General features: G+C 72.5%; 22 protein-coding genes and 1 pseudogene. 18 read left to right on the top strand and 5 right to left on the bottom strand.

The genetic code is table 11. The features are described from left to right. The first annotated feature begins 35 nt into the window (after window positions 1-35). Window positions 36-737, top strand: a complete 702-nt coding sequence (locus BJ999_RS12615; RefSeq protein ID WP_179833471.1) for an HAD family hydrolase — start codon at window positions 36-38, stop codon at window positions 735-737. On the opposite strand, the gene BJ999_RS12620 is transcribed toward BJ999_RS12615, so the two are convergent. From BJ999_RS12620 to BJ999_RS41990, 3 genes are all read right to left on the bottom strand, one after another. Further along, window positions 729-1,793, bottom strand: coding sequence for a TRM11 family SAM-dependent methyltransferase (locus tag BJ999_RS12620; protein WP_179833472.1), 1,065 nt, complete (start codon window positions 1,791-1,793; stop codon window positions 729-731). The genes BJ999_RS12615 and BJ999_RS12620 overlap by 9 nt on opposite strands. A gap of 96 nt (window positions 1,794-1,889) precedes the next feature. Continuing rightward, the gene (locus BJ999_RS12625) at window positions 1,890-2,252 is read right to left on the bottom strand and encodes a hypothetical protein (protein WP_179833473.1); all 363 of its coding nucleotides are present in this window, start codon (window positions 2,250-2,252) and stop codon (window positions 1,890-1,892) included. Window positions 2,253-2,331: 79 nt separating this feature from the next. Then, a complete protein-coding gene (locus BJ999_RS41990; protein WP_229809865.1) occupies window positions 2,332-3,306 on the bottom strand; it encodes a DUF4439 domain-containing protein in 975 nt (324 codons plus the stop codon). Window positions 3,307-3,703: 397 nt separating this feature from the next. On the opposite strand from BJ999_RS41990, the pseudogene rimP reads away from it, so the two are divergent. From rimP to BJ999_RS12710, 16 genes and pseudogenes are all read left to right on the top strand, one after another. Continuing rightward, window positions 3,704-4,294: pseudogene (gene rimP, locus BJ999_RS12635) on the top strand (ribosome maturation factor RimP); the annotation flags it as partial. Window positions 4,295-4,319: 25 nt separating this feature from the next. After that, window positions 4,320-5,369, top strand: coding sequence for a transcription termination factor NusA (gene nusA, locus BJ999_RS12640; RefSeq protein ID WP_179838502.1), 1,050 nt, complete (start codon window positions 4,320-4,322; stop codon window positions 5,367-5,369). Window positions 5,370-5,373: 4 nt separating this feature from the next. Next, on the top strand, window positions 5,374-5,676 hold the full coding sequence (locus BJ999_RS12645) for a YlxR family protein (protein WP_179833475.1): 303 nt from the start codon (window positions 5,374-5,376) through the stop codon (window positions 5,674-5,676). Between the two features lie 108 nt (window positions 5,677-5,784). Next, on the top strand, window positions 5,785-8,868 hold the full coding sequence (infB, locus tag BJ999_RS12650; protein ID WP_179833476.1) for a translation initiation factor IF-2: 3,084 nt from the start codon (window positions 5,785-5,787) through the stop codon (window positions 8,866-8,868). A 182-nt stretch (window positions 8,869-9,050) separates the two neighbouring features. Beyond that, a complete protein-coding gene (locus tag BJ999_RS12655; protein ID WP_179833477.1) occupies window positions 9,051-9,395 on the top strand; it encodes a DUF503 domain-containing protein in 345 nt (114 codons plus the stop codon). Window positions 9,396-9,477: 82 nt separating this feature from the next. Then, complete coding sequence (gene rbfA, locus BJ999_RS12660; protein ID WP_179833478.1) at window positions 9,478-10,029, top strand: 30S ribosome-binding factor RbfA; 552 nt, start codon at window positions 9,478-9,480, stop codon at window positions 10,027-10,029. Continuing rightward, window positions 10,026-11,255, top strand: coding sequence for a DHH family phosphoesterase (locus tag BJ999_RS12665; RefSeq protein ID WP_229809866.1), 1,230 nt, complete (start codon window positions 10,026-10,028; stop codon window positions 11,253-11,255). Before rbfA ends, BJ999_RS12665 begins: the two co-directional genes overlap by 4 nt. Window positions 11,256-11,356: 101 nt before the next feature. Further along, a complete protein-coding gene (truB, locus tag BJ999_RS12670; protein WP_179833479.1) occupies window positions 11,357-12,226 on the top strand; it encodes a tRNA pseudouridine(55) synthase TruB in 870 nt (289 codons plus the stop codon). Between the two features lie 112 nt (window positions 12,227-12,338). Beyond that, a complete protein-coding gene (gene trhA / locus BJ999_RS12675) occupies window positions 12,339-13,007 on the top strand; it encodes a PAQR family membrane homeostasis protein TrhA (RefSeq protein ID WP_229809867.1) in 669 nt (222 codons plus the stop codon). 136 nt (window positions 13,008-13,143) lie between these two features. Continuing rightward, window positions 13,144-14,088 (top strand): bifunctional riboflavin kinase/FAD synthetase, encoded by a 945-nt coding sequence (locus BJ999_RS12680; RefSeq protein WP_179833480.1) that lies wholly within the window; start codon window positions 13,144-13,146, stop codon window positions 14,086-14,088. 214 nt (window positions 14,089-14,302) lie between these two features. Beyond that, a complete protein-coding gene (gene rpsO, locus BJ999_RS12685) occupies window positions 14,303-14,572 on the top strand; it encodes a 30S ribosomal protein S15 (protein WP_067792110.1) in 270 nt (89 codons plus the stop codon). Window positions 14,573-14,809: 237 nt separating this feature from the next. Further along, a complete protein-coding gene (locus BJ999_RS12690) occupies window positions 14,810-17,188 on the top strand; it encodes a polyribonucleotide nucleotidyltransferase (protein ID WP_218935044.1) in 2,379 nt (792 codons plus the stop codon). Window positions 17,189-17,281: 93 nt separating this feature from the next. After that, complete coding sequence (locus tag BJ999_RS12695) at window positions 17,282-18,598, top strand: M16 family metallopeptidase (protein WP_179833481.1); 1,317 nt, start codon at window positions 17,282-17,284, stop codon at window positions 18,596-18,598. 91 nt (window positions 18,599-18,689) lie between these two features. Further along, on the top strand, window positions 18,690-19,313 hold the full coding sequence (locus BJ999_RS12700; protein ID WP_179833482.1) for an FMN-dependent NADH-azoreductase: 624 nt from the start codon (window positions 18,690-18,692) through the stop codon (window positions 19,311-19,313). 36 nt (window positions 19,314-19,349) lie between these two features. After that, window positions 19,350-20,087: a 4-hydroxy-tetrahydrodipicolinate reductase gene (dapB, locus tag BJ999_RS12705; RefSeq protein WP_179833483.1), complete on the top strand. Its 738-nt coding sequence runs from the start codon at window positions 19,350-19,352 to the stop codon at window positions 20,085-20,087. Continuing rightward, window positions 20,087-20,626 carry a transglutaminase-like domain-containing protein gene (locus BJ999_RS12710; protein WP_179838506.1) on the top strand — a complete coding sequence of 180 codons (540 nt, stop codon included), beginning with the start codon at window positions 20,087-20,089 and terminating at the stop codon, window positions 20,624-20,626. The genes dapB and BJ999_RS12710 overlap by 1 nt, the downstream gene beginning before the upstream one ends. Here the strand turns inward: BJ999_RS12710 and sigJ are convergent. After that, complete coding sequence (sigJ, locus tag BJ999_RS12715; RefSeq protein ID WP_179833484.1) at window positions 20,614-21,489, bottom strand: RNA polymerase sigma factor SigJ; 876 nt, start codon at window positions 21,487-21,489, stop codon at window positions 20,614-20,616. The genes BJ999_RS12710 and sigJ overlap by 13 nt on opposite strands. A 101-nt stretch (window positions 21,490-21,590) precedes the next feature. Here sigJ and BJ999_RS12720 point away from each other — a divergent pair, with 101 nt between their 5' ends. Further along, on the top strand, window positions 21,591-22,430 hold the full coding sequence (locus BJ999_RS12720) for an SCO6745 family protein (protein ID WP_179833485.1): 840 nt from the start codon (window positions 21,591-21,593) through the stop codon (window positions 22,428-22,430). Between the two features lie 7 nt (window positions 22,431-22,437). Here the strand turns inward: BJ999_RS12720 and ftsH are convergent, their stop codons facing one another. Then, entirely contained in the window at window positions 22,438-24,396 is a 1,959-nt protein-coding gene (ftsH, locus tag BJ999_RS12725; protein WP_229809868.1) for an ATP-dependent zinc metalloprotease FtsH, read from the bottom strand. Window positions 24,397-24,454: the final 58 nt, after the last annotated feature.

Genomic DNA, 24,454 nt, shown 5'->3' on the forward strand with positions numbered 1-24,454 from the left:
TCGTCCGGCGCGCCCCGATGGTTACGATCCGGGGCATGGGCGTACAAGCTGTGATCTTCGACTGGGGCGGCACGCTGACCCCCTGGCACGACCTCGAACTCGCCGACATCTGGCGCACCGTCTGCGCCGCCCACCTCCCGCCGGACGCCGTCGAGAAGGCCGTCGCCGCCCTCGTCGCCGCCGAGGGCGAGCTGTGGCGCCGCGGCACCGAGGAGCACCGGAGCGCCACGCTCGCCGAGGCGTTCGCGATGGCCGGGGTGGAGCCGAGTGAGGCCCTTCTGGACACCCACTTCGAGACGTGGACCCCGCACACCCACACCGATCCCGCCGTCCCCGGCCTGTTCACCGCCCTCCGCGAGCGCGACATCAAGATCGGCGTCCTGTCCAACACCATCTGGACCCGCGAGTGGCACGAGCGGGTCTTCGCCCGCGACGACGTCCTCCACATGCTCGACGGCGCCGTCTACTCCAGCGAGATCCCCTGGACGAAGCCGCACGCCGAGGCTTTCCGCGCCGCCATGGACGCCGTCGGCGCCACCGACCCCGGCTCCTGCGTCTTCGTCGGCGACCGCCCGTTCGACGACATCCACGGAGCCAAGGCGGCCGGCCTGCGGGCCGTCCAGATCTGGCACCAGACCACCCACGCCTTCGACCGTCCGGGCCTCGCACCGCCCGACGCCCTCATCCACGACCTGGACGAACTGCTCCCGCACGTGGAGCGGTGGCACTCAGCCTGAGGGCTTGGCGGCCACGATGAGGTCGCGGGAGATGGCCTGGTCGACGCGATGGCGGAAGCCGCGGTAGGCGTCGGAGTCCCGGACGTCCAGGCCGCTGGACGCGAGGATCTCGGCGAGCTGCTCGCGGCGGCCGACGAAGGTGTTCCAGGAGATGCCGACGGCGCCGCCCGGACGCAGCAGCCGCGCCCACTCGGGGACGGCGGCCGTCAGCAGCTCCACGGGGCTGCGCGACAGCTGCGGCCCGCCCCTGCGGCCCGGCTGTCCCCCCTTCGGGCGGCTGCCGTGCTGGACGCCGTAGGGGGCGTCCGTCACGATCAGGTCGAACGACGCCGGGCGGAAGAACCTGCCGGCGCCCAGCGAGTCGGCGTTCACGACGGTGATCTCCATCGTCTCGCCGCTCTTGTAGAGCTCCTTGGACGCGCCGAGCGTCACGTGCAGGCGGCGCCCGAGGACGGCCTTCTCGCGGCGCACGTTGGTGACCTCGGCCTGGTGCTTGAGCCGGTTGTTCTTCAGCCAGGTCTTGAGGAAGGCCACGTAGGCGTCGAAGTCCTTGCCGTCGATGTCCATCCCGGCGGCGTCCAGCCCGTACATCATGGCCTGGTTGAGCGTCGTGCCCCGCCCGCACATCGGGTCGAAGACGCGGGGACGCCCGGTTATCAGGTCCATGGGGGAGTCGGTCGCCATCGCCGTGACGTTCAGCAGCAGCTTGGTGAAGTACTCGTTCGTCTTGCCCGAGTACTTCTGGATGGTGAGCAGGTCGCTGCCGAACAGGTCCAGAGGCTGGAGCGCGACCGGGCGGAGCAGTTCGCCCTCGATCTGGAACAGCGCGTAGAGCGACGACAGGTTCGACAGGAGGCGCACGTCCTGCTCCGTCAGTTCGTCGGCGGAGAACGTCACGTAGGGGACGCCGCCGATCGCGGTCTCCTCGACGTCGCGGACGCGTCCGCCGAGAGCCCGTTCGCTGAACACCGCCAGTTCCGCCTTCACCAGGTCGGCGGCGGCCTGGGCATAGACCCGGTTGTGCGAGGGGGAGACGAGAAGGCCGTACGCGGTCATCTGGTGGACCCTACTGGACCTCGACGGCGGACACCGCCGTGACGGATGGGTCAGGCGGTCTCCGCACGGCCTTGGGGCGGGCCGTTCCCTTCCCGGTCAGGCCGCTCGCGCCGCGCGGTCCGCGGACTTGCCGCCCGTCTCGGCCGGAGGCCCCGGGTCGGGATCGACCGGGGCGGCGGGCAGAGCCCGCGCCTCCTGGGCGGTGGGCAACTCCGGCGTGTCCGGGCCCTCCACCGGAGGAAGATCCGGAAGGTGCCGCGCGGCGGCGTTCAGGAGTTCCCCGACGCGGCTCTGGAGACTGGCGAGATCGGCCCGCGCGACGTCCGCCTGCGCCTGCGCTCTGCGCGCCTGGCGTCGCGCGGCGTCACGCTCGGCCGCCAGCCGCGTCAGCTGCTCGTGGTAGGCGGCCCGCAGCTCGTCGAGGGCGCTCGGCCGGCCCGTCTGCGGAGTCGTGGTCACGTGGGCTCCCTCCCCCGAAGTCATCCCGCAATGGGACTAACATCGCTAATCGGACGCTACGTTCCCGTCGTGCCGAAGATCACTCACCGGGTTCGGGACGCGGTGACAGCGCCGCGGACGGCAACCCGGGGAACGCCTCCGCCGGCGCCGCGGCGCCCGACCTGGACCGCCAGCGCGCCGCCCACGCCGAGGCCCGCTGCGCGCTGTCGGCGGCGAACGCGCGCAGGTCGGGGGAGGAGACGCCCGCGAGACCGACGTAGGCCGGGACGAGGCCGCCCTCCAGAGCCGCCGCCAGCTGCGCGGCGCTGCGGGCGGAGGTCACCGCCACGGGCAGCCGGTAGGCGGACGCCGCGGCGACCGGCGCGACCGACAGGATCGAGACCAGCTGGTCCCGCCGGGCGCGGTGGACGTTCCACAGGTCCTTCGCGGTCTGCCGGAGCGTTCCCCGCAGGCGGGCCCCGAGCACCCCGTACCCGTAGACGGCGGCGTGTTCGGCGGCCAGCGCGGCCTGCACGGCCTCGGCGTCCGACCTCGACCGGACGGGCGGCGCCCCGCCCTTGACGGTCATGGCATGGCCGGCCTCGCAGGCGCCGATGCTGGCCAGCAGCTGCGCGAGCGCCGGACCGGCCTTGGCGGCGTCGGCCATGCGCCCCCGCGCCGCGCGGTCCTCCATGTCGCGCAGGGCGGCGAGGCCCGCGGCGCCGGCGAGGACCGGCGCCGCGTCGGGCGAGGGGATGGAGCCGCCCTCGTCGGCCCGGTTCCCCGAGCCGGGGACGTAGTGCCGTCTCAGGACGGCCAGATGCCTGCGGTGATGGCCGAGGACGGGGTCCAGGCGCCCGGCCTGCGAGGGGTTCGCGGACCGCGCCGCCTCGTACGCGGCGACCAGGTTCTGCTCGGCGGCGATCGCGCCCACCAGCGTCGGGACGTCCTTTCGCGGGGCGGCCTCCGCCGCGCAGGACGCGAGCCACGGCAGCACCGGCACCGCGCCGCCGCCCAGCACCGCGGCCCGGCCCAGCAGCGCGCGGCGTGACAGCGCCTGCGTCGAGCGTGACATCGCTTGCCCCGGCGGTGGTGCGGCCTCTGGCAAAGGAAGTCTCCTCACCCGGTGGTGGAGGTGGCGGCGGCCCGCTGCGGCCGCGGTCTCCGGACGCGCCCATCAGGCCAGCTCAAGCATTCCATATCCGCCGCGCCGGAGAGCCGCCGGAAAGACCGCTGCGGTCTCCGGCTGTCGATAGTCTTGAGGTGTCGGCGGACGGGCGGTGACCCCGCCATCGCAGGCGGCACGAACAGATCGCACGCGTACAACAGGAGGAGGACCCATGAGCGTCGAGTCCCGTGGCGGCCGCGCTCAGGGGAGGCGCGGCCGGCAGGAGGAGGCGGCCTCGCCGCGCGGCACCGCGCCCCCGCCGCGCGACACCGCCCGGCCGAGCCGCGACGCGGCCGCGGCCGCCCTCAGCAGACTGCTCGCGCCCGCGGTGGCGGAGGCGGGTTACGACCTGGAGGAGGTCGACGTGCGGCCTGCGGGCCGCCGCCGGCTCGTCCGGGTCGTCGTCGACGCCGACGGCGGGATCGCCCTTGACGACATCGCCCGGCTGAGCGAGATGACCTCCGAGCTGCTCGACGGGTCCGATGTCATGGGGTCCTCGCCCTACGTGCTGGAGGTGACCTCGCCGGGCGTCGACCGCCCCCTCACCGAGCCGCGGCACTGGCGCCGCGCCGTCGGCCGGATGATCGTCGCTCCCCTGACCGAGGGCGGCCAGATCGAGGGCCGCGTGGTGGCGGCCGACGACGAGGCCGTCGAGATCGACGTCGTCCAGAAGCGCCGGGGCAAGGGAGCCGGGGCGGGCGGCGGCAAGGGCGCCGGGCCGAGGTCCTCCGCCGGAGGGTCCGGGAGGCCGTCCTCCCACAAGGGGAGGGCCGCCGGGCCGGAGACCGTGCGGCGCCGGTTCGGCCTCGGCGAGCTGGGGCGCGGCCGTGTGCAGGTCGAGTTCACGCCTTCGCCGCCGGCCGAGGAAACGCGTTCTCCGGCTGAGCCGGACTAGAGGGGGGAACCTCGTGGACATCGACATGACCGCCCTACGGGGCCTGGAGAGCGAGAAGGACATCTCGCTCGACGTGGCCGTCAAGGCCATCGAAGACGCCCTTTTGATCGCCTATCACCGGACGGAGGGCGCGGCGGTCAAGGCGCGCGTCGAGCTGGACCGGCAGAGCGGCCACGTGACCGTGTGGGCGACCGAGACCGACGACGAGGGCAACGCCGTCGGCGAGTACGACGACACCCCGACGGGGTTCGGCCGCATCGCCGCGACCACCGCCAAGCAGGTGATCCTGCAGCGCCTGCGCGACGCCGAGGACGAGCTGACCTTCGGCGAGTACGCGGGCCGCGAGGGCGACATCGTGAGCGGCATCATCCAGCAGGGCAAGGACCCGCGCAGCGTGCTGGTCGACCTCGGCAAGATCGAGGCGATCCTGCCGCCGCAGGAGCAGGTGCCCGGCGAGCGCTACGAGCACGGCGAGCGGCTGCGCGCCTACGTGGTGCAGGTCCGCAAGGGCCACCGCGGCCCGTCGGTGCAGCTGTCGCGCACCCACCCGAACCTCGTCCGCAAGCTGTTCGCGCTGGAGGTCCCGGAGATCGCCGACGGCACCGTGGAGATCGCGGCGATCGCCCGGGAGGCCGGCCACCGCACCAAGATCGCGGTTCGCTCGCGCAAGTCCGGGGTGAACGCCAAGGGGGCCTGCATCGGCCCGCTCGGCGGCCGCGTCCGCAACGTGATGGGCGAGCTGCACGGCGAGAAGATCGACATCGTGGACTGGTCGGAGGACCCCGCGGAGTTCGTCGGGAATGCCCTCTCCCCGGCGCGTGTTTCGAGTGTCGAGGTGGTCGACGCCGACGCCCGGGTCGCCCGGGTGGTGGTGCCCGACTACCAGCTGTCCCTCGCGATCGGCAAGGAAGGGCAGAACGCCCGGCTCGCCGCCCGGCTCACCGGCTGGCGGATCGACATCCGGTCCGACACCGAGCCCGCTCAGACGCCCCCGAACAGCGCTGGAACCGGCGAATCCGGATCTTCTGCGTCAGGAGAACATGCGACAGGCCCCGCCGACGCCTCGGCGCGGTAGACTCATGGGACGTGGCCCGGCGGCCGCTGTTCGCACGTGCGTGGGTTGCCGGGTTCGCACGGTCAAGTCCGACTTGCTGCGCCTGGTGGTGGTCGAGGGCGTCATCGTCCCCGATCCTCGCGGGCGGCTGCCGGGCCGGGGTGCGCATCTGCACCCCGATCCGGAGTGTCTCGCACTCGCAGAGCGGCGTCGGGCGTTCCCGCGGGCGTTCCGCCTGCCGGGCCCGCTCGACGCTGGTCCGCTGCGGGAGCGACTTGCGGCCCTTGCCGCGCAGCAGCAGGATGGCCGAATGGTAAGCGACGTCTAGTCGGAAGCAGGTCGAGATTGCTATGAGCGCTCGATGAGCACGCCGCGATGAGTACGGCAAGTTAGCGACGGTCCGGAGGCCGCACCCCCGGACCGAGTAGGGAGTGCAGTGGCGAAGGTCCGGGTTTACGAACTCGCCAAGGAGTTCGGAGTAGAGAGCAAGGTCGTCATGGCCAAGCTCCAGGAAATGGGCGAGTTCGTACGATCGGCGTCCTCCACGATTGAGGCGCCGGTCGTTCGCAGGCTGACAGAAGCCTTCTCAAATTCTTCTTCCCCCAAGCAGGGGGACCGACGGGTCGCGGCCAAGAAGCCGGGTCCGCGCCCGTCCGCACCGCCGCGTCCGGGTCAGTCCGGCGGCGGTTCCGATTCTCAGGGTGCCCGTCCCGGGCCCCGTCCGGGTCCGCGGCCCGCGCCCCGGCCGAGTCCCGCCGGTTCCGGCGCTTCCGGTGGCCAAGGTGCTTCCGGTGGCCAGGGCGGTCCCGGTATCGAGGGCGGTCCCGGTGTTCAGGGCGCTCCCGGCGGTCAGGGTGGTCAGGGCGGCGCGCCCAGGCCCGCCCCGCAGTCGGCGCCCCGCCCGCCCGTCCCGCCGGCGCCGAGCGCGCCGGTGAGCGCGCCCGCGGCGCAGGGGCCGAGCGCCCCGCCCGCGGCCGGTCCCGGTGCCGGGGCCGGCAACCGCGCGCCCGGTGGCCCGAAGCCGGGTCCCCGCACGCCGAAGCCCGGCCCGCGCCCCGCTCCGCGTCAGGGCGGCGGCGGTGGTGGCGGAGGCCGCGGTCCCGGTGGGCCGCGTCCGGGCAACAACCCGTTCAGCTCGACCAACACCGGCATGGGCCAGGCGCCCAAGCCGGGGCCGCGTCCCGGCCCCCGTCCGGGCGGTGACCGCCCGGGTGGCGGCGGCGGGGCCGCGGGCGGTCCGCGTCCCGGCCCGCGGCCGGGCGGCGCTCCCGGCGCCGGCGGCCCGCGCCCGAACCCGGGCGGCATGCCGCCCCGTCCGGGCGGCCCGCGTCCGAGCCCGATGAACATGCCGTCCTCGCGGCCCGCAGGCGCCCCCGGGCGCGGCGGTCCCGGCGGTGGCGGCGGCGGTGGCGGCCGTGGTCCGGGCGGCGGTGGCCGTGGTCCGGGCGGCGGCGGTCGCGGTCCCGGTGGCGGCGGTCGTCCCGGCGGCGGCGGTGGCGGCTTCGGCGGCCCCCGCGCGGGTGCCGGCGGTCGTCCCGGTGGCGGCGGTGGCTTCGGTCCCCGTCCCGGTGGCGGCGGTCGCGGTCGCGGCGGCACGCAGGGCGCCTTCGGGCGTCCCGGCGGGCGCCCGGCGCGCGGACGCAAGTCGAAGCGGGCGCGCCGCCAGGAGTTCGAGAACATGCAGGCGCCCGCCGCCGGCGGCGTCTCGGCTCCGCGCGGCAACGGCAAGACCATCCGGCTGGCGCAGGGCGCGACCCTGACCGACTTCGCCGAGAAGATCGGCGCCAACCCGGCGTCGCTCGTCGCGATCATGATGCACCTCGGCAAGATGGTCACCGCGACCCAGTCGGTCGACCCCGACGACCTGATGTCGCTCGGGCTCGAGCTGGACTTCGACGTCCAGGTCGTCAGCCCCGAGGACGAGGACCGCGCACTGCTCGAGTCCTTCGACATCGAGTACGGCGAGGACGAGGGCGGCGAGGAGAACCTCCAGACGCGCCCGCCGGTGGTCACCGTCATGGGCCACGTCGACCACGGTAAGACCAAGCTGCTGGACGCCGTCCGGCACGCCAACGTGCAGGCGGGCGAGGCCGGCGGCATCACCCAGCACATCGGCGCCTACCAGGTCGAGACCGAGGTCGACGGCGAGGAGCGCAAGATCACCTTCATCGACACCCCGGGTCACGAGGCGTTCACCGCCATGCGTGCCCGCGGTGCCGACACCACCGACCTGGTGGTGCTGGTGGTCGCCGCCGACGACGGCGTCAAGCCGCAGACCACCGAGGCGATCGACCACGCCACCGCGGCCGGGGTCCCGATCGTCGTCGCGGTCAACAAGATCGACGTCGAGGGCGCGGACCCGAACCGGGTCCGGGCGCAGCTCACCGAGTACGGCCTCGTCGCCGAGGAGTTCGGCGGCGACACGCAGTTCATCGACGTGTCCGCCAAGCAGGGGACCAACATCGACGGGCTGCTGGAGGCGATCGTCCTGACCGCCGACGCCTCGCTCGACCTGAAGGCCAACCCCGACATGCCCGCCCAGGGCTCGGCCATCGAGGCCCACCTGGACAAGGGCCGGGGTGCCGTGGCGACCGTGCTGGTCCAGCGCGGCACGCTGCGGGTCGGCGACTCGATCGTCTGCGGCGTGGCCAACGGCCGCGTCCGGGCGATGCTCGACGAGAACGGCAACAGCGTCGAGGAGGCGGGCCCGTCCCGTCCGGTGATGGTGCTCGGCCTCGCGGCCGTGCCCGGCGCGGGCGACAACTTCCTGGTCGTCGAGGACGACCGGATCGCCCGGCAGATCGCCGACAAGCGGGTCGCGCGCAAGCGCAACGCCGAACTGCTCAAGAGCCGTAAGAGCAGCTCCCTGGAAGAGCTGTTCAAGGACCTGGAGCGGGGCGAGCGGCAGGAGCTGCTGCTCATCCTCAAGGGCGACGTGTCCGGTTCCGTCGAGGCGCTGGAGGACTCCCTCCTCAAGATCGACGTGGGCGACGAGGTCAACCTGCGGATCATCCGCCGCGGCGTCGGCGCGATCACGCAGGACGACGTCAACCTGTCGCTGGCGTCCGAGGGCGCGGTCATCATCGGCTTCAACGTGCGGCCTGAGCGCAACGCGCAGGAGCTGGCCGACCGCGAGGGCGTCGACATCCGGTACTACTCGATCATCTACCAGGCGATCGAGGAGATCGAGGCGGCCCTCAAGGGCATGCTCAAGCCGGAGTTCGAAGAGGCCCAGCTCGGTACCGCCGAGGTCCGCGAGATCTTCAAGGTGCCGCGGATCGGGAACGTCGCCGGTTCGATGGTCACCTCGGGGATCATCCAGCGCAACGCCAAGGCCCGCCTCGTCCGCGACGGCGTCGTGGTCTCCGACAACCTCACGGTGTCGTCGCTGCGCCGCTTCAAGGACGACGCGACCGAGGTCCGCGAGGGCTTCGAGTGCGGCATCGGCGTCGGTTACAACGACATCAAGCTCGGTGACGTCATCGAGTGCTTCGAGATGCGGGAGAAGCCCCGCGACTGAGGCGGACGGCAGGTCCGCGCGGCCCCGCGAGGGGCCGCGCGGGCGGCCGGCCCGGCGGCCCGTCCGGGCACGCCGACGATGTGATCGTTAATTGGGTGAACAAGCGCCAGGCGGATCTTCTAGCCTGGCGTCTGTCATGTCCAGCTCATTCTGGTTCGCCGGAAAGGCTGGGAACACGGCGGATGACCTCCGTCGTTCCACCTTCTGATGACTCCGAGGTGATCGACCAGGTGTACGTGGGTGCGCTGACGCTCGACCTGCTGCTGGGGGACGTCCGCTCGCTGAAGCAGAAGCGGTCCGTCCTGCGTCCCGTCATCGCCGAGGTGCAGAAGCGCTTCCCGGCGGTGGCCGTCGCCGAGACCGGCGACAACGACCTCCACCGCAGGGCGGAGATCGGAGTGGCGGTGGTGTCGGGCACGGCGGCCAACTGCACCGAGGTCCTCGACCAGTGCGAGCGGCTCGTGGCCGGACGGCCGGAGATCGAACTGCTGTCCGCCCGGCAGCGCCTGTACGGCAGCGAGGACTGACGGGCGCGCGGGCGGGCGCCGCCCCACAATGAAGGAGCGGGAACCGACCTTCCCGCTCAGACCATAGAAAGGGAGTGCGATCATGGTGGACGCAGCTCGGGCGCGCAAGCTCGCCGACCGCATCCAGCAGATCGTCGCCGAGATGCTGGAGAGGCGGATCAAGGATCCGCGGCTCGGCTTCGTGACCGTGACGGACACCCGCATCACCAACGACCTGCGCGACGCCACCGTGTACTACACGGTGTACGGATCGGACGGCGAGCGCGCCGAGACGGCCGCCGCGCTGGAGAGCGCCAAGGGCGTCATCCGGTCGGAGGTGGGCAGGAAGACGGGCGTCCGCCACACGCCCAGCATCACCTTCGTGATGGACTCCCTGATGGAGAACGCGGCGCACATCGACGACCTGCTGGCCCAGGCCCGCGCCAAGGACGCCGAGGTGGCGCGGGCCGCTCAGGGCGCCTCCCCCGCGGGGGACGCCAACCCCTACCGCGAGCCCGACTCCGCCGAGGACGAGGACGACGACCTCGACGACCTCGACGAGGACGACGAGGACGACGAGGACGAGCCCGGCTTCGACGGGCACGGCGCCGCGGGGGACGGTGAGGACGGCCGTCCCGGACGCCCGTCATCGTGAACGGCCCGGCCGAGACCACGGCCCGCGCCGAGCCGGGCGCGCTCTCCGCGCCGTGCGTACTGTCCGGACAGGGCGCGCTCTCCGGGCCGGGCAGGCCACCCAGGTCCGATGGGCATGCCGAGGCCGGTGCGGCGTCCGGGTCCGGTGTGCCGCCTGAGTCCAAGCCCGGCGGTCCGTTCGAGGCGGGCGTTGCGTCCGGGCTCGGCACACCGTCCCGGGCCGGGCTGCCGGCCGAGGCCGGCGGGGCGCCCGCCGAGCCCGACTGGGACCGCGCGGTCGAGTTGATCCGCGAGGCCGGCGAGATCTGCCTCGCCTGCCACGTGGTCCCCGACGGCGACGCGCTCGGCTCGATGCTGGCGCTCGCGCAGGCGCTGCGCACGTGCGGCAAGCGCTGCCTGGCCTCCTTCGGGGAGCCGTTCGGCGTCCCGGCGATCCTGCGGTTCCTCCCGGGCCAGGAACTGCTGGTCGAGCCGGCCCGGATGCCGCGCGCCCCGAAGCTGATGATCTCGCTGGACGCGGCGGGCCGGGCTCGGCTCGGCTCGCTCGCCGGCGCCGCCGACCGGGCCGGCGCCCTGATCGTCATCGACCACCACGCGTCCAACACCGGGTTCGGCGGGGTGCGGCTGGTCGACCCGGACGCCGCCGCCACGGCGGTGCTGGTCGAGGAGCTGATCCGCAGGCTCGGCGTGCCGCTCGACCGCGACATCGCCCAGGGCCTGTACGCGGGGCTCGCCAGCGACACCGGCTCGTTCAAGTACCCCTCCACCACTCCCGAGGTCCACGACCTGGCGGGACGCCTGCTGACGGCGGGCGTCCGGCCGGAGACGGTCAGCCGGGAGCTGTGGGACCGGGCCCCGTTCGACTACCTGCAGGTCCTCGCGGGCGCGCTGGCGCGGGCCCGGCTGGAACGCGACGCCGCCGGCGGCCGGGGCCTGGTCTGGACGGCGATCGCCCGTGAGGACCGGCGCGGCCTGCCCTACGAGCAGCTCGAAGGCATCATCGACCAGCTGCGCAGGACCGACGAGGCGGAGGTCGCCGTCGTGTGCAAGGAGACCGACGACGGCCGCTGGTACTTCTCCGCCCGGTCCAAGGGCCACATCGACCTGAGCAGGGTGTGCGCGGCGCTCGACGGCGGCGGTCACCGCGAGATGGCGGGCTTCGTCTGGGGAGGGCCGGTCGACGAGGCGCTCGACCGCCTGCGCGCCCTGCTGCCCTCCGGTAACTGACCGGAGTGTGGAGCCCCGCTGTCCGGGAGCCTGTGAGGGCGAGGGGACGGCTAGAATCGCCGTCCTCCGTCCGCCCGCAGCCTTCGAGGTGAAGCAAGAGCATGGATTCGGGACTCGTCATCGTGGACAAGCCCGCCGGCTGGACGTCGCACGACGTCGTGGGGAGGATGCGGCGGCTGGCGAAGACCCGGCGGGTCGGGCACGCGGGCACGCTGGACCCGATGGCGACGGGCGTGCTCGTCCTCGGGATCGGCAAGGCCACCCGCCTGCTCGGGCATCTCGCGCTGACCCACAAGGGCTACGACGCCACGATCCGACTGGGCGAGTCGACCAACACCGACGACGCGGAGGGCGAGACCATCGCGGCCGCGTCCGCCGAGGCCGTCACCGAGGAGGCGCTGCGGATCGGCGTCGCGGAGCTGACCGGGACGATCCAGCAGGTACCGCCGCAGGTCAGTGCGATCAAGGTGAACGGGGAGCGGGCCTACAAGATGGCCCGCAAGGGCGAGGACGTGGAGCTCGCCGCCCGCCCCGTGACCGTGGACGAGTTCGCGGTCCTGGACGTCCGGCGGGACGGCGGCCTGATCGACGTGGACGCCTCGGTGTCCTGCTCGTCGGGGACCTACATCCGGGCGCTGGCCCGTGACCTCGGCGCCTCGCTCGGCTGCGGCGGCCACCTGACCGCGCTGCGCCGCACCCGCGTCGGGCCCTACGACCTGTCGATGGCGCGCACGCTCGACCAGCTCGGCGAGAGACTGGACATCCTGCCGATGGCCGAGGCCGTCGCGTCGGTGTTCCCGCGCCGGGACGTGTCCGAGGACGACGCCCGCAAGGTCGCGCACGGCGGGCGGCTGCCGGCCGTCGGTCTCGGGCCCGGGCCGGTGGGCGTCTTCGCGCCGGACGGGACGCTGCTCGCGCTCGTCGAGGAGCGGGGCCCGGTCGCCAAGTCCCTCGCGGTGTTCGTCTCCTGACCGGGGGAGCGAGCGCGGTGGGGTCCGTGGCGAGTATCACGGGACGAAACGGATGCACCATCAACCTACGGTCGCGTAACCTACTTAAGCGTAGGTTCGTGAGGAGGTGTCCGTGACCACGGTGAAAGATGATCTTCCGGTGGCGTCCCCCACCCGGCCGCGACTGCGCGGCTGGCTGCACCTCGGTGCGTTCCCCGCGGTGCTCGTCGCGGGGCTGGTGCTGGTGGCGTTCGGCCCGAGCCTTCAGGCACGGCTGGCGTCGGCGCTGTACGTGGCGACATCGGGGATGCTGTTCGGGATCTCGGGGACGTACCACCGGCAGCAGTCGCACCGGCTGATCGAGGTGCTGCGGCGCTTCGACCACGCCAACATCTATCTGATCATCGCCGGGACGTACACGCCGTTCGCGGTGCTGGCGCTGGACGGCGGCGTGCGCGTGGCCGTGCTCGCCATCGTGTGGACCGGGGGCATCGCCGGGGTCGTCTTCCGGACGACCTGGATCGGCGCTCCCCGCGCCCTCTACGTCACCCTCTACATCGTGCTGGGCTGGGTGGCGGTGCTGTTCCTGCCGCAGTTCCTGTCCGGAGCGGGTCTGGCCGCCTGCCTGCTGGTCGCGGGCGGCGGGATCTGCTACAGCGTCGGGGGAGTGGTGTACGGGCTGCGCCGCCCCAACCCGTCCCCGAGCTGGTTCGGGTTCCACGAGGTGTTCCACGCCTGCACGCTGGCGGCCTACGTCCTGCAGTACATCGCGGTCTCCCTGGTCGTCTACCAGTCCGCCTGAGATCGTCCGTCGGCCCGCACCGGGGGGCGGGTGCCGCACACCGGGCCCCCTGGGTGCGACCAACCCGGCCCCCGCATGGCACTCTTGAGGACGGCAAGAAGTACCTGACAGGAACGTCCTACGCAGGGAGAGCATGGTGCGGCGCTGGAATGGCCTCGACGAGGTTCCCGCAGACTGGGGCCGTTCGGTGATCACCATCGGGGTGTTCGACGGCGTGCACCGCGGCCACCAGCGGATCGTGGGGGCCGCCGCCGAGGAGGCTCGCCGCCGCGGGCTGCGCTCGGTGGTCATCACGTTCGACCCGCATCCGGACGAGGTCGTCCGGCCCGGCACGCACCCGCCGCTGCTCGCCACGACCAGGCGGCGCATCGAGCTGCTGGAGGGCCTCGGCACCGACGCGGTCGTGGTGGTGCCCTTCACCCTGGAGCTGTCGAAGGTGCCGCCGGACGAGTTCGTCCAGTCGGTGCTGGTCGACCGGCTGCACGCCGCCCACGTCATCGTCGGTGAGGACTTCCGGTTCGGGCACAAGGCCAAGGGGGACGTGGCGCTGCTGCGGGAGCTCGGCGAGAAGTACGACTTCACGGCCGAGGGTATGCCGCTGGTGGCCGACGGCGACACGATCTCGTCCACCTACATCAGGGGGCGCCTCGACGCGGGCGACGTCGAGGCCGCCGCGCACGCGCTCGGCCGCCCGCACCGCGTCGAGGGCGTCGTCGTGCGCGGCCACCAGCGGGGCCGCGCGCTCGGGTTCCCCACCGCCAACCTGGAGACGCTGCCGCACACGGAGATCCCGGCGGACGGCGTCTACGGCGGCTGGCTGGTCTGCGACTCCGACCGCTACCCCGCGTTCCGCTGGCCGGCGGCGATCTCCATCGGGACCAACCCGACCTTCGAGGGCGCGGGGGAGCGCACCGTCGAGGCCTACGCGCTGGACCGCGACGACCTCGACCTCTACGGCGAGCACATGGCCGTGGACTTCGCCGCCCGCATCCGCGACACGCTGAAGTTCGACTCCATCGACGCGCTGGTCGAGGAGATGCACCGGGACGTGGCCCGCGCCCGTGAGATCACCTCCGGCTGACCCCGTCTTTCCGCCGCGTACCCTGCGACAACAGCGGTTCTCGCAACGTGACGGGGTGGCTTTGCGGCATGGTACGGTGAATAGTCGCCGGGAAGGGCCCCGGCGCGGCTGGCTGCACCCTCATGCGGCCCGCCACCCTCTTAACACGCACCATGCGGACCCGTGCGCCCACCGGGCCTGGATCTGCGGGTGACGAATCCATCGAAGGAGCCACGTGTCGCTCGACACCGCCACGAAGAACCAGATCATCGCCGAGTACGCGACCACTGAGGGTGACACCGGATCGCCGGAGGTCCAGGTCGCGCTGCTGACGCGCCGTATCAACGATCTGACCGAGCACCTGAAGGAGCACAAGCACGACCACCACAGCCGCCGCGGTCTGCTGCTGCTGGTCGGCCGTCGTCGCCGGCTCCTGAAGTACCTCGCGAACAAGGACATCAACCGCTACCGGCAGCTGATCGAGCGACTCGGGCTGCGGCGCTAGCAGGGTGAGGGAGTGGTCCGACGGGCCACTCCCTTCCTTTTACGGCCGGCGGGCCCGCCCGGCCCCGGCCCCAATTTCAGACAAGCCTCGCGGACACCGCTGGTGCGGGCCGGTCCTCGGTAGTGGCTTCCGGATCCGTTCCGCCGCATCGGCGGCGCTCTCGATCCGGGTGCTTCGATCGAAGACCGGCAGCGTGACAGCCAACGGGAAACGGCCGCGAGGACCGACATGGAACCCATGAGGAGGTTTCCCGTGACAGAAGCCGTGCGCATCGAAGGTGCGCAGACCACCGAAGCCGTGATCGACAACGGCACGTTCGGCACCCGCACCATCCGCTTCGAGACCGGCCGGCTGGCCCGGCAGGCGGCCGGCTCCGCCGTCGCCTACCTCGACGACGAGACGATGGTGCTGTCGGCGACCACCGCGTCCAAGAAGCCCAAGGACAACCTTGACTTCTTCCCGCTGACCGTGGACGTCGAGGAGCGGATGTACGCCGCCGGGCGCATCCCCGGCTCGTTCTTCCGCCGCGAGGGGCGTCCGTCCGAGGACGCCATCCTGACCTGCCGGCTCATCGACCGGCCGCTGCGCCCGTCGTTCACCAAGGGCCTGCGCAACGAGATCCAGGTCGTCGAGACGATCATGGCGCTGCACCCCGACCACCTGTACGACGTCGTGGCGATCAACGCCGCCTCGATGTCCACGCAGCTGGCGGGCCTGCCGTTCTCCGGCCCGATCGGCGGCGTCCGCGTCGCGCTGATCGACGGCCAGTGGGTCGGCTTCCCGACCCACCCCGAGCTGGAGCGCGCGACCTTCGACATGGTCGTGGCCGGCCGGGTGCTGGCCGACGGCGATGTCGCGATCATGATGGTGGAGGCGGAGTCCACCCGCGACACCATCAAGCTCGTCGGCGAGGGCGCGACCGCGCCGACCGAGGAGACCGTCGCCGAGGGCCTGGAGGCGGCCAAGCCGTTCATCAAGGTGCTGTGCAAGGCGCAGAGCGACCTCGCGGCCGTCGCCGCGAAGGAGACCGCCGAGTACCCGATCTTCCTGGACTACCAGGACGACGTGCTCGCCGCCGTCACCGACGCCGTCAGCGGAGACCTGGCGCAGGCGCTGACCATCGCCGGCAAGCAGGAGCGCGAGTCCCGGCTCGACGAGATCAAGGCGTCCGCCGCCGAGAAGCTCGCCGAGCGGTTCGAGGGCCGCGAGAAGGAGATCTCCGCCGCCTACCGCGCCGTCACCAAGAAGCTGGTCCGCGAGCGGGTGATCCGCGACGGGCTGCGCATCGACGGCCGCGGGCTGAAGGACATCCGCCAGCTGACCGCCGAGGCGCACGTCGTCCCGCGCGTGCACGGCTCGGCGCTGTTCGAGCGCGGCGAGACGCAGATCCTCGGCGTGACGACGCTGAACATGCTCCGCATGGAGCAGACGATCGACACGCTGAACCCCGAGCGCACCAAGCGCTACATGCACAACTACAACTTCCCGCCGTACTCCACCGGCGAGACCGGCCGGGTCGGCTCCCCGAAGCGCCGCGAGATCGGGCACGGCGCGCTCGCCGAGCGCGCCCTGATCCCGGTGCTGCCCTCGCGCGAGGAGTTCCCGTACGCGATCCGGCAGGTGTCGGAGGCGCTCAGCTCCAACGGCTCCACCTCGATGGGCTCGGTGTGCGCGTCCACCATGTCGCTGCTGGACGCGGGCGTCCCGCTCCGGCAGATGGTGGCGGGCATCGCGATGGGCCTGATCAACGACGGTGACGAGTACGTCACGCTGACCGACATCCTCGGCGCCGAGGACGCGTTCGGCGACATGGACTTCAAGGTCGCCGGCACCCGTGACCTGATCACCGCGCTGCAGCTCGACACCAAGCTCGACGGCATCCCGGCCTCGGTGCTGGCCGCCGCGCTGAAGCAGGCCAAGGGCGCCCGCCTGGCGATCCTGGACGTCATGCAGGAGGCCATCGAGGCGCCCGCCGAGATGAGCCCGAACGCGCCGCGGATCATCACGATCAAGGTCCCGGTCGACAAGATCGGCGAGGTCATCGGCCCCAAGGGCAAGATGATCAACTCGATCCAGGACGACACCGGCGCGGACATCACGATCGAGGACGACGGCACCATCTACGTCGGCGCCACCGACGGGCCGTCCGCCGAGGCCGCGCGGCAGGCGATCAACTCGATCGCCAACCCGCACATGCCGGAGGTCGGCGAGCGGTTCCTCGGCACCGTCGTCAAGACCACCACGTTCGGCGCGTTCGTGTCGCTGCTGCCCGGCAAGGACGGCCTGCTGCACGTCTCGCAGATCCGCAAGTTGCACGGCGGCGCACGGATCGAGAACGTCGAGGACGTCATGGGCGTCGGCGAGAAGATCCAGGTCGAGGTCACCGAGATCGACCAGCGCGGCAAGCTGTCGCTGGTGCCGGTCGAGGTGGTCGAGCGCGAGTCCGCCGGGAAGGCCGAGGCGGACGGCGGCGACGAGCCCGCCTCCGCGTCCGCCGACGGTGACGGCGACTCCGGCGAGCGCCGGGAGCGCCGCGACGACGGCGACCGGCGCGGTCCGCGGCGCCGCCGCACCCGCCGCGGGTCCGACGACGACGCCGGCCAGCGCAACTCCTGATCCAGGCCATGACCGGCCGGCCGGGCCCGCAGCGCTGTGAAAGCTGCGGGACGGCCGGCCGGCCGCTTTCCCCCGACGGAATGTGAGCGACACGTGACCCTGCCGGCGAGGGCGCAGGAGCCCGGCACCACCACCACGATCCACACCGACGGCGCCGGCGCGGTCCGCCGCACCGTCCTGCCCGGCGGGCTGAGGGTCATCACCGAGACGATGCCGACCGTGCGCTCCGCGGCGTTCGGCATCTGGGCGGCGGTCGGCTCCCGCGACGAGGTCCCCGCCGACGCCGGCGCCAGCCACTACCTGGAGCACGTGCTGTTCAAGGGCACCCGGCGGCGGTCGGCCCTGGAGATCTCCGCGGCGGTCGACGCGGTCGGCGGCGACCTCAACGCGTTCACCGCCAAGGAGTACACCTGCTACTACGCGCGGGTCCTGGACTCCGACCTGCCCCTCGCGGTGGACGTGGTCTCGGACATGGTGGCGGCGTCGGTGAACCGGCCCGAGGACGTCGAGGCCGAGCGCGGCGTGATCCTCGAAGAGATCCACATGCGCGACGACGACCCGGGCGACCTGATCCACGACGAGTTCGCCACGGCGCTGTACGGTGACACCCCGCTCGGGCGCCCCATCCTCGGCACCGAGGAGTCGATCAACGCGCTGTCCCGGGACCGGATCCACGACTACTACCGGCAGCACTACGTCCCGTCCAACCTGGTGGTGTCGGTGGCGGGCAACATCGACCACGACGAGGTCGTCCGGCTGGTGTCGGAGGCGTTCGCCGAGCACCTGCACGGCGACGCCGCGCCCGCCGCGCCCCGGCTGGACGGCGCGCCCGTCCCCCTGGACCCGCGCAGCGTGGTGATCGACAAGGACACCGAGCAGGCGCACATCATCCTCGGCGGCGCGGGCACGTCCCGCACCGACGATCGCCGGTTCGCGCTCGGCGTGCTGAACGCCGCCCTCGGCGGCGGCATGTCGTCCCGCCTCTTCCAGGAGATCCGCGAGAAGCGCGGCCTGGCGTACTCCGTCTACAGCTACACGGCCCAGTACGCCGACTCCGGCGTCTTCGGCGTCTACGCGGGCTGCCAGCCCGCCAAGGCCGAGGAGGTCCTGTCGATCTGCCGGGACGAGCTGGCCAAGGCCGCCGACGGCCTCGACGACGAGGAACTGGAACGCGGCAAGGGCCAGCTGCGCGGCGCCATGGTCCTCGGCCTGGAGGACACCGGCTCCCGGATGAGCCGCATCGGCAAGAGCGAGCTGGTCTACGAGTCGCTGCTGCGCGTGGACGAGGTCCTGGCGCGCATCGAGGCCGTCACGCCCGACGACGTCCGCGCCATCGCCCGCGACGTGCTGGCGGGCCCGCAGGCCCTCACCGTGATCGGCCCGGTGGGGGACCGCGAGTTCGGAGCCTGACGATCCGCTGACTTGTTAAACGGACCAGGGTCCGCTAATCTCCGGAGGAGTAAGCGGACCTTGGTCCGTATTTTCGGGTGAGAGGACCCTCATGTCCCGTCTGCTGCACATCTCCGCATCCCCGCGGGGCGCCGCGTCCGAGTCGCTGGCGATGGCCGAAGCGTTCCTGGACGCCTATCGCGAGACCCACGGCGACGCCGTCGACCACCTCGACCTCTGGGAGGCCGGCCTTCCCGCGTTCGGCTCGGCCGGGGCCGGCGCCAAGATGAACGTGCTCGCGGGGAACGAGCCGTCCGGCGAGGAGGCCGCCATGTGGAGGGCCGCCCGGGACGTTTTCGAGCACTACGACTCCTACGACCGCTACCTGTTCAGCGTCCCGATGTGGAACTCCGGCGTCCCCTACATCCTCAAGCAGTTCATCGACGTCGTCTCGCAGCCCGGCTGGGTGTTCCGCTTCGACCCCGAGAAGGGCTACAGCGGTCTCCTGGAGGGCAAGAAGGCGGCCGTGGTCTACACCAGCGCCGTCTACGGGGAGGGCCGCGGGCCCGCGTTCGGCCGCGACCACCAGGCCCCGTTCCTCGAAGGCTGGCTGCGCTGGACGGGGGTCACCGACATCGGCACCGCCGAGTTCCGCCCGAACCTCGCCACCGCCGACGCCGAGACCGGGCGCCGCTCCGCGCACGCCGAGGCGCGCGAGCTGGGCAAGCGCTTCTGACGATAGGCTCGGGACGACGTCAACCGGGAGGAACACGTGATCAAGGTCGGGGTGCTGGGCGCGCAGGGCCGGATGGGCGCCGAGGTGTGCCGCGCCGTGCAGGGAGCCGACGACATGGAGCTCGTCGCCGCCGTCGACCAGGGCGACGCGCTCGACGCGCTGACCGCCGCCGAGGTCGTCGTCGACTTCACCCACCCCGGCGTCGTCATGGACAACCTCCGGTGGTGCGTCGAGCGCGGCCTGCACGCCGTCGTCGGCACCACCGGCTTCGACCCGTCCCGGCTCGACACGGTCCGCTCCTGGCTGACCGACGAGTCGTCCGGGAACGTGGTCATCGCCCCGAACTTCGGGATCGGCGCGGTGCTGATGATGCACTTCGCGCAGAAGGCGGCCCCGTACTTCGAGTCCGTCGAGATCGTCGAGACGCACCACCCGAACAAGGCGGACGCCCCGTCCGGCACCGCCTACCGCACCGCCGAGCTGGTCGCCGCCGCCCGCGCCGAGGCGGGCGTGGCCCCGTCCCCTGACGCCACGACCTCCGGGGTCGAGGGCGCCCGCGGCGCCGACGTGGACGGCGTCCGCGTGCACGCCGTCCGCATGTCCGGCGCCGTCGCCCACCAGGAGGTGGTCCTCGGCGGCCACGGCGAGCTGTTCACCATCCGGCACGACTCGATGAACCGCGAGTCGTTCATGCCCGGCGTCCTGCTGGCCGTCCGCAAGGTCCCCGAGCTCGACCGCCTCACGGTCGGCATCGAGGCCCTCCTCGGCCTGTGATGGACTTCGACGCCGAGCCCTGGGACTACCTCGCCGCGTCCGAGGCGATCGACATCGAGCACCCGCTCGTCCAGTCGATCGCCTCGGAGCTGCGCACCGGCGACGACATCGCCTACGCCCGGGCGGCGTTCGACCATGTCCGCGACCTGATCCCGCACTCCATGGACACCGGCGACACCCGCGTCCCCTGGCGGGCCTCCGACGTCCTCGAACAGCGCACCGGCCTGTGCTTCGCCCAGTCCCACGCCTACGTCGCCCTCCTGCGCGCGGGCGGCGTCCAGGCGGGCCTGTGCTACCAGCAGCGCCCCGGTTTCGTCCACGGCCTCGCCGCCGCCCTCATCGACGACCGGTGGGTCCGACTCGACCCCCGGGACCCGGCCGTGCGCTTCTCGGCCTCCGCCGATGCCCTGGCCTACCCGGACGACCCGATCCTCCCGACCGTCCACGCGGCCCCGCACCCCACGGTCCTGGACGCCCTGAAGGGCATGACGACGCTCACCGCGTCGGCCCTCCCCGCCACGCTGGGTCAGCCGGAGTAGACGAGGTCGAGGGCGGCCAGGCGGTCGGGGTCGGCGAGGATGTCGATCGCGGTGACCCTTCCTTCCGCGACCGTGAAGGACAGGACGGACTGCGGGCGCCCGTCCTCGAACCAGACGATCCCGGCGGTCCCGTTGACCAGGGCGTGCATGATCTGGCCCTGCGCCGTCCTGCGGAACCTGATGGCCTGCCCGGCGACGTTCTCGGCGCCGACGACCTGCGTCCAGCCGCCGGGGATGGCGCCGACGTCGGCGCGCAGCACCACGTCCGGGTCGAGGACGGCGACGAGCGCCTCGAAGTCGCCGCCGTTGGCCGCGGCGTTGAAGGCGTCGACGACCGCGCGCTGGCGGGCCGGGTCGCGCTCGGGATCCGGGGCCGTCCCGCGCACCCGCCGGCGGGCACGGCTGGCCAGCTGGCGGGCGGCGGCAGGCGACCGTCCCACGATGGGTGCGATCTCCTCGAACGGCACCCCGAACGTGTCGTGCAGGACGAAGGCCAGCCGCTCGGCGGGGGTGAGGGACTGCAGGACGACCAAAAGCGCGAGCCCGACCGAGTCGGCCACCAGAGCCGTGTACTCGGGGTCGGGGGCGGCGCTGACGACCGGGTCGGGCAGGCGCTCCTCCAGCGGGTCCTCGCGGCGGGACGTGCGCGAGCGCAGCATGTCCAGGCACACCCGTCCCACGACGGTCGTCAGCCAGCCGCCCAGGTTGTCGATGTCGCCCGCGTTGGAGCGGCTGAGCTTGAGCCAGGCCTCCTGGACGGCGTCGTCCGCCTCCGCGAGCGAGCCCAGCATCCGGTAGGCGACCGCCTTCAGATGCGTGCGGTGCCCCTCGAACCGCTCGGCCAGGAACTCGCGCTCGTCCATCACGTCCCCCTCTGTACCTCTAGGTCACCACACTGACGGACGCCGCGCGCAGAATGTGACCGGGGTTGTGCGGGGACCGGGGCGAGCCTAACGTTCGGCAGGTGGATGCGACGTTCGCGCGGGACATGTGGAAGGCCCTGGAGCCGCTGCACGCGGTGACGTACTTCGCCGAGGAGTGCCGGACGGCCAACAAGGACGTCGGCCTCAAGGGCTTCTGGATGGGTTACTTCGGGAGCCGTGGAGCGCCGCTCGGCCGGGCCTCCGCAGGGACGATCCAGGCGACCTTCTTCGGCTTCCACCCGGCCCGCGTACGGCGGGCGGTCCCGGACGCGTGGGAGTTCGCGTCCCCCGAGAGCATCCTCGTCGCCCGGAGCGAGGCGGCAGCGCGCGCCCTTCGCAGGACCTTCCCCGGCATCGAGGACGTGGCGGTCGACGCAGCGCCGCTCCTGCAGGAGGTCGTGATGGCGGCGGACGCCTCCGGCCGCCCGCTGTTCGCGGCCAACCGTGATCTGCCCCTCCCCGAGAACCCGGTGGAGGCGCTCTGGCAGGCGACCACGTCCTTGCGCGAGCACCGCGGGGACGGGCACGTCGCCCTTCTCACCGCGGAGGGCCTGAGCGGCTTGGAGGCAAACGTCCTGGCGTGCGCCATGGGGATCGTCCCTCCGGAGCGGCTACGGGAAAGCCGCGGCTGGTCGCCCGAGGAATGGGACGAGGCGTCCGAGGCACTCGCCCGACGCGGCCTCGTGGCCGAGGCGGAGGCCACCGAAGCCGGACGCGCTCTGAAAGCGCACATCGAGCAGCGCACCGACGAACTGGCGGCAGCCCCCTACACCGTCCTGGCCGACCCCAGGCCCCTGTACGAGTCGCTCGTACCGGCCTCCAAGGCCCTGGCGACCGAGATGCCGTTCCCCAACCCCATAGGCCTTCCCCGACTCGCCTAGGACGTTCTCAGAGGCGGGTTTTGGAGAGGTCCACCTCGCGGATGGTGCGGTCGACGCCGGCGGCGGCGTAGGCGGCGGTCTCGTCGAGGGTCTCGTTCTCCAGGAGGGCGGCGGCCAGGGAGTCCAGCTTGTCGCGGTGGGTGCGGAGGGTCTCCAGGGCCTCGGCGTAGCACTCGTCGACGATCCGGCGGGCCTCCAGGTCGACGGCGTCCAGGGTGCCCTGGGCGGCGTACTGGCCCATCGGGTCCGAGCCGTCCGCGGGGAGGATCGACAGGGGGCCGATCTTCTGGGACATGCCCCAGCGGCCCACCATCCCGCGGGCGATCTTGGTGACCTGCTCCAGATCGCTCTCCGAGCCGGTGGTGATCACGCCGAAGACCAGCTCCTCGGCGGCCATGCCGCCGAGCGCGCCGATGATGCGGCCGCGCAGGTAGCGCTCGTCGTAGGCGTAGCGGTCGTCGTCGGGGGTGGAGACGGTGACGCCGAGAGCGCGCCCGTGCGGCACGATCGTGATCTTGCGGACGGGGTCGGCGCCCGGCTGCAGCATGCCGAGCAGGCCGTGCCCGGACTCGTGGTAGGACGTGCGGCGGCGCTCCTCGAACGGCATGACCAGGGAGCGCCGGGTACCGAGCTGCACCTTCTCCAGGGCGCTCTGGAGGTCGTCCATGTCCACGGCGCCCTTCTCGCGCTTGACGGCGAGCAGGGCGGCCTCGTTGACCAGGTTGGCCAGCTCGGCGCCGGTCATCCCGGGCGTCATCCTCGCGATCGAGAGGATGTCGGCGTCGGCGGCGAGCGGGACGTCGCGGGTGTGCACGCCGAGGATCGCGACGCGGCCGTCCAGGTCGGGCGGGGACACCGCGACCTGCCGGTCGAACCGGCCGGGGCGCATCAGGGCCGGGTCCAGGATGTCGGGACGGTTCGTCGCGGCGATCACGACGACGCCCTCGGAGCCGGAGAAGCCGTCCATCTCGGTGAGGATCTGGTTGAGGGTCTGCTCGCGCTCGTCGTGCCCGCCCATGCTGGCGCCGCCGCCGCGCGCCCGCCCGATGGTGTCGATCTCGTCGATGAAGATGATCGAGGGGGCGGTCTTGCGGGCCTCGGTGAACAGCTCGCGGACGCGGGCGGCGCCGACGCCGACGACCATCTCGATGAACTCCGAGGCGGCCGCGGAGTAGAACGGGACGTCGGCCTCGCCGGCGACGGCGCGGGCGAGCAGCGTCTTGCCGGTGCCGGGCGCGCCGGTCAGCAGCACGCCGCGGGGGACGCGGGCGCCCATCCGGCGGTACTTGCCGGGGTCCTTGAGGAAGTCGACGATCTCGCTGAGCTCCGCCTCGACCTCGTCGATGCCGGCGACGTCGGCGAACGTGGCGCGCTTGTCGTCCGCGGCCACGGGTTTGGGGGAGCGGTTGAAGCCGCCCATGAGGCCGCCCCCGCCGCCGGCCATGCGGCGCTGCAGCCACACCATCACGCCGATCCACAGGCCGACGAACAGCAGGGTCGGCAGCAGCGACAGCAGCAGGTTGGCGAGCAGGCCGCGGTCCTCGTTGACCGGCTTGGCCTCGACCTCGACGCCCTTCTGCACCATCTCCGTGTAGATCTTGTCGTCGGCGAACGCCGGACGCAGCGTCTCGAACGAGGAGTAGGTCTTCTCCGCGTGCCCCGGGACCGCCCGCTTGCTCTTCAGCTGGCCCTGGATCTGGTAGCCCTTGGTGTAGACGTCCTTCACGTTCCCGGCGGCGACCTGCTGGGTGAACGCCGTGTAGGGGACCGTCACCCGCTCCTTCTGGCCGGTGAGGTGCATGGAGACGTAGCTCAGCCCGAAGACGGCGAGCAGCAGCGCCCAGAAGACCGCGTTGTTCCGGTTCGGCTTCCACCCGCCCCCGCGCAGGCCGCGCGCCCGCTTGTCCCTCCGGTCGGGCACGCCCTCGGCGCGCCAGGGCTGGTCGGGGTCGCTGCGGGGCGGCACCGACTGGCGTCTGCTGGGCTCGGCCGTGCCGGAGTGATGCGCGCCGGCGTTCGGCGGC

The organism is Actinomadura citrea (genome assembly GCF_013409045.1).
Classification (GTDB): domain Bacteria; phylum Actinomycetota; class Actinomycetes; order Streptosporangiales; family Streptosporangiaceae; genus Spirillospora; species Spirillospora citrea.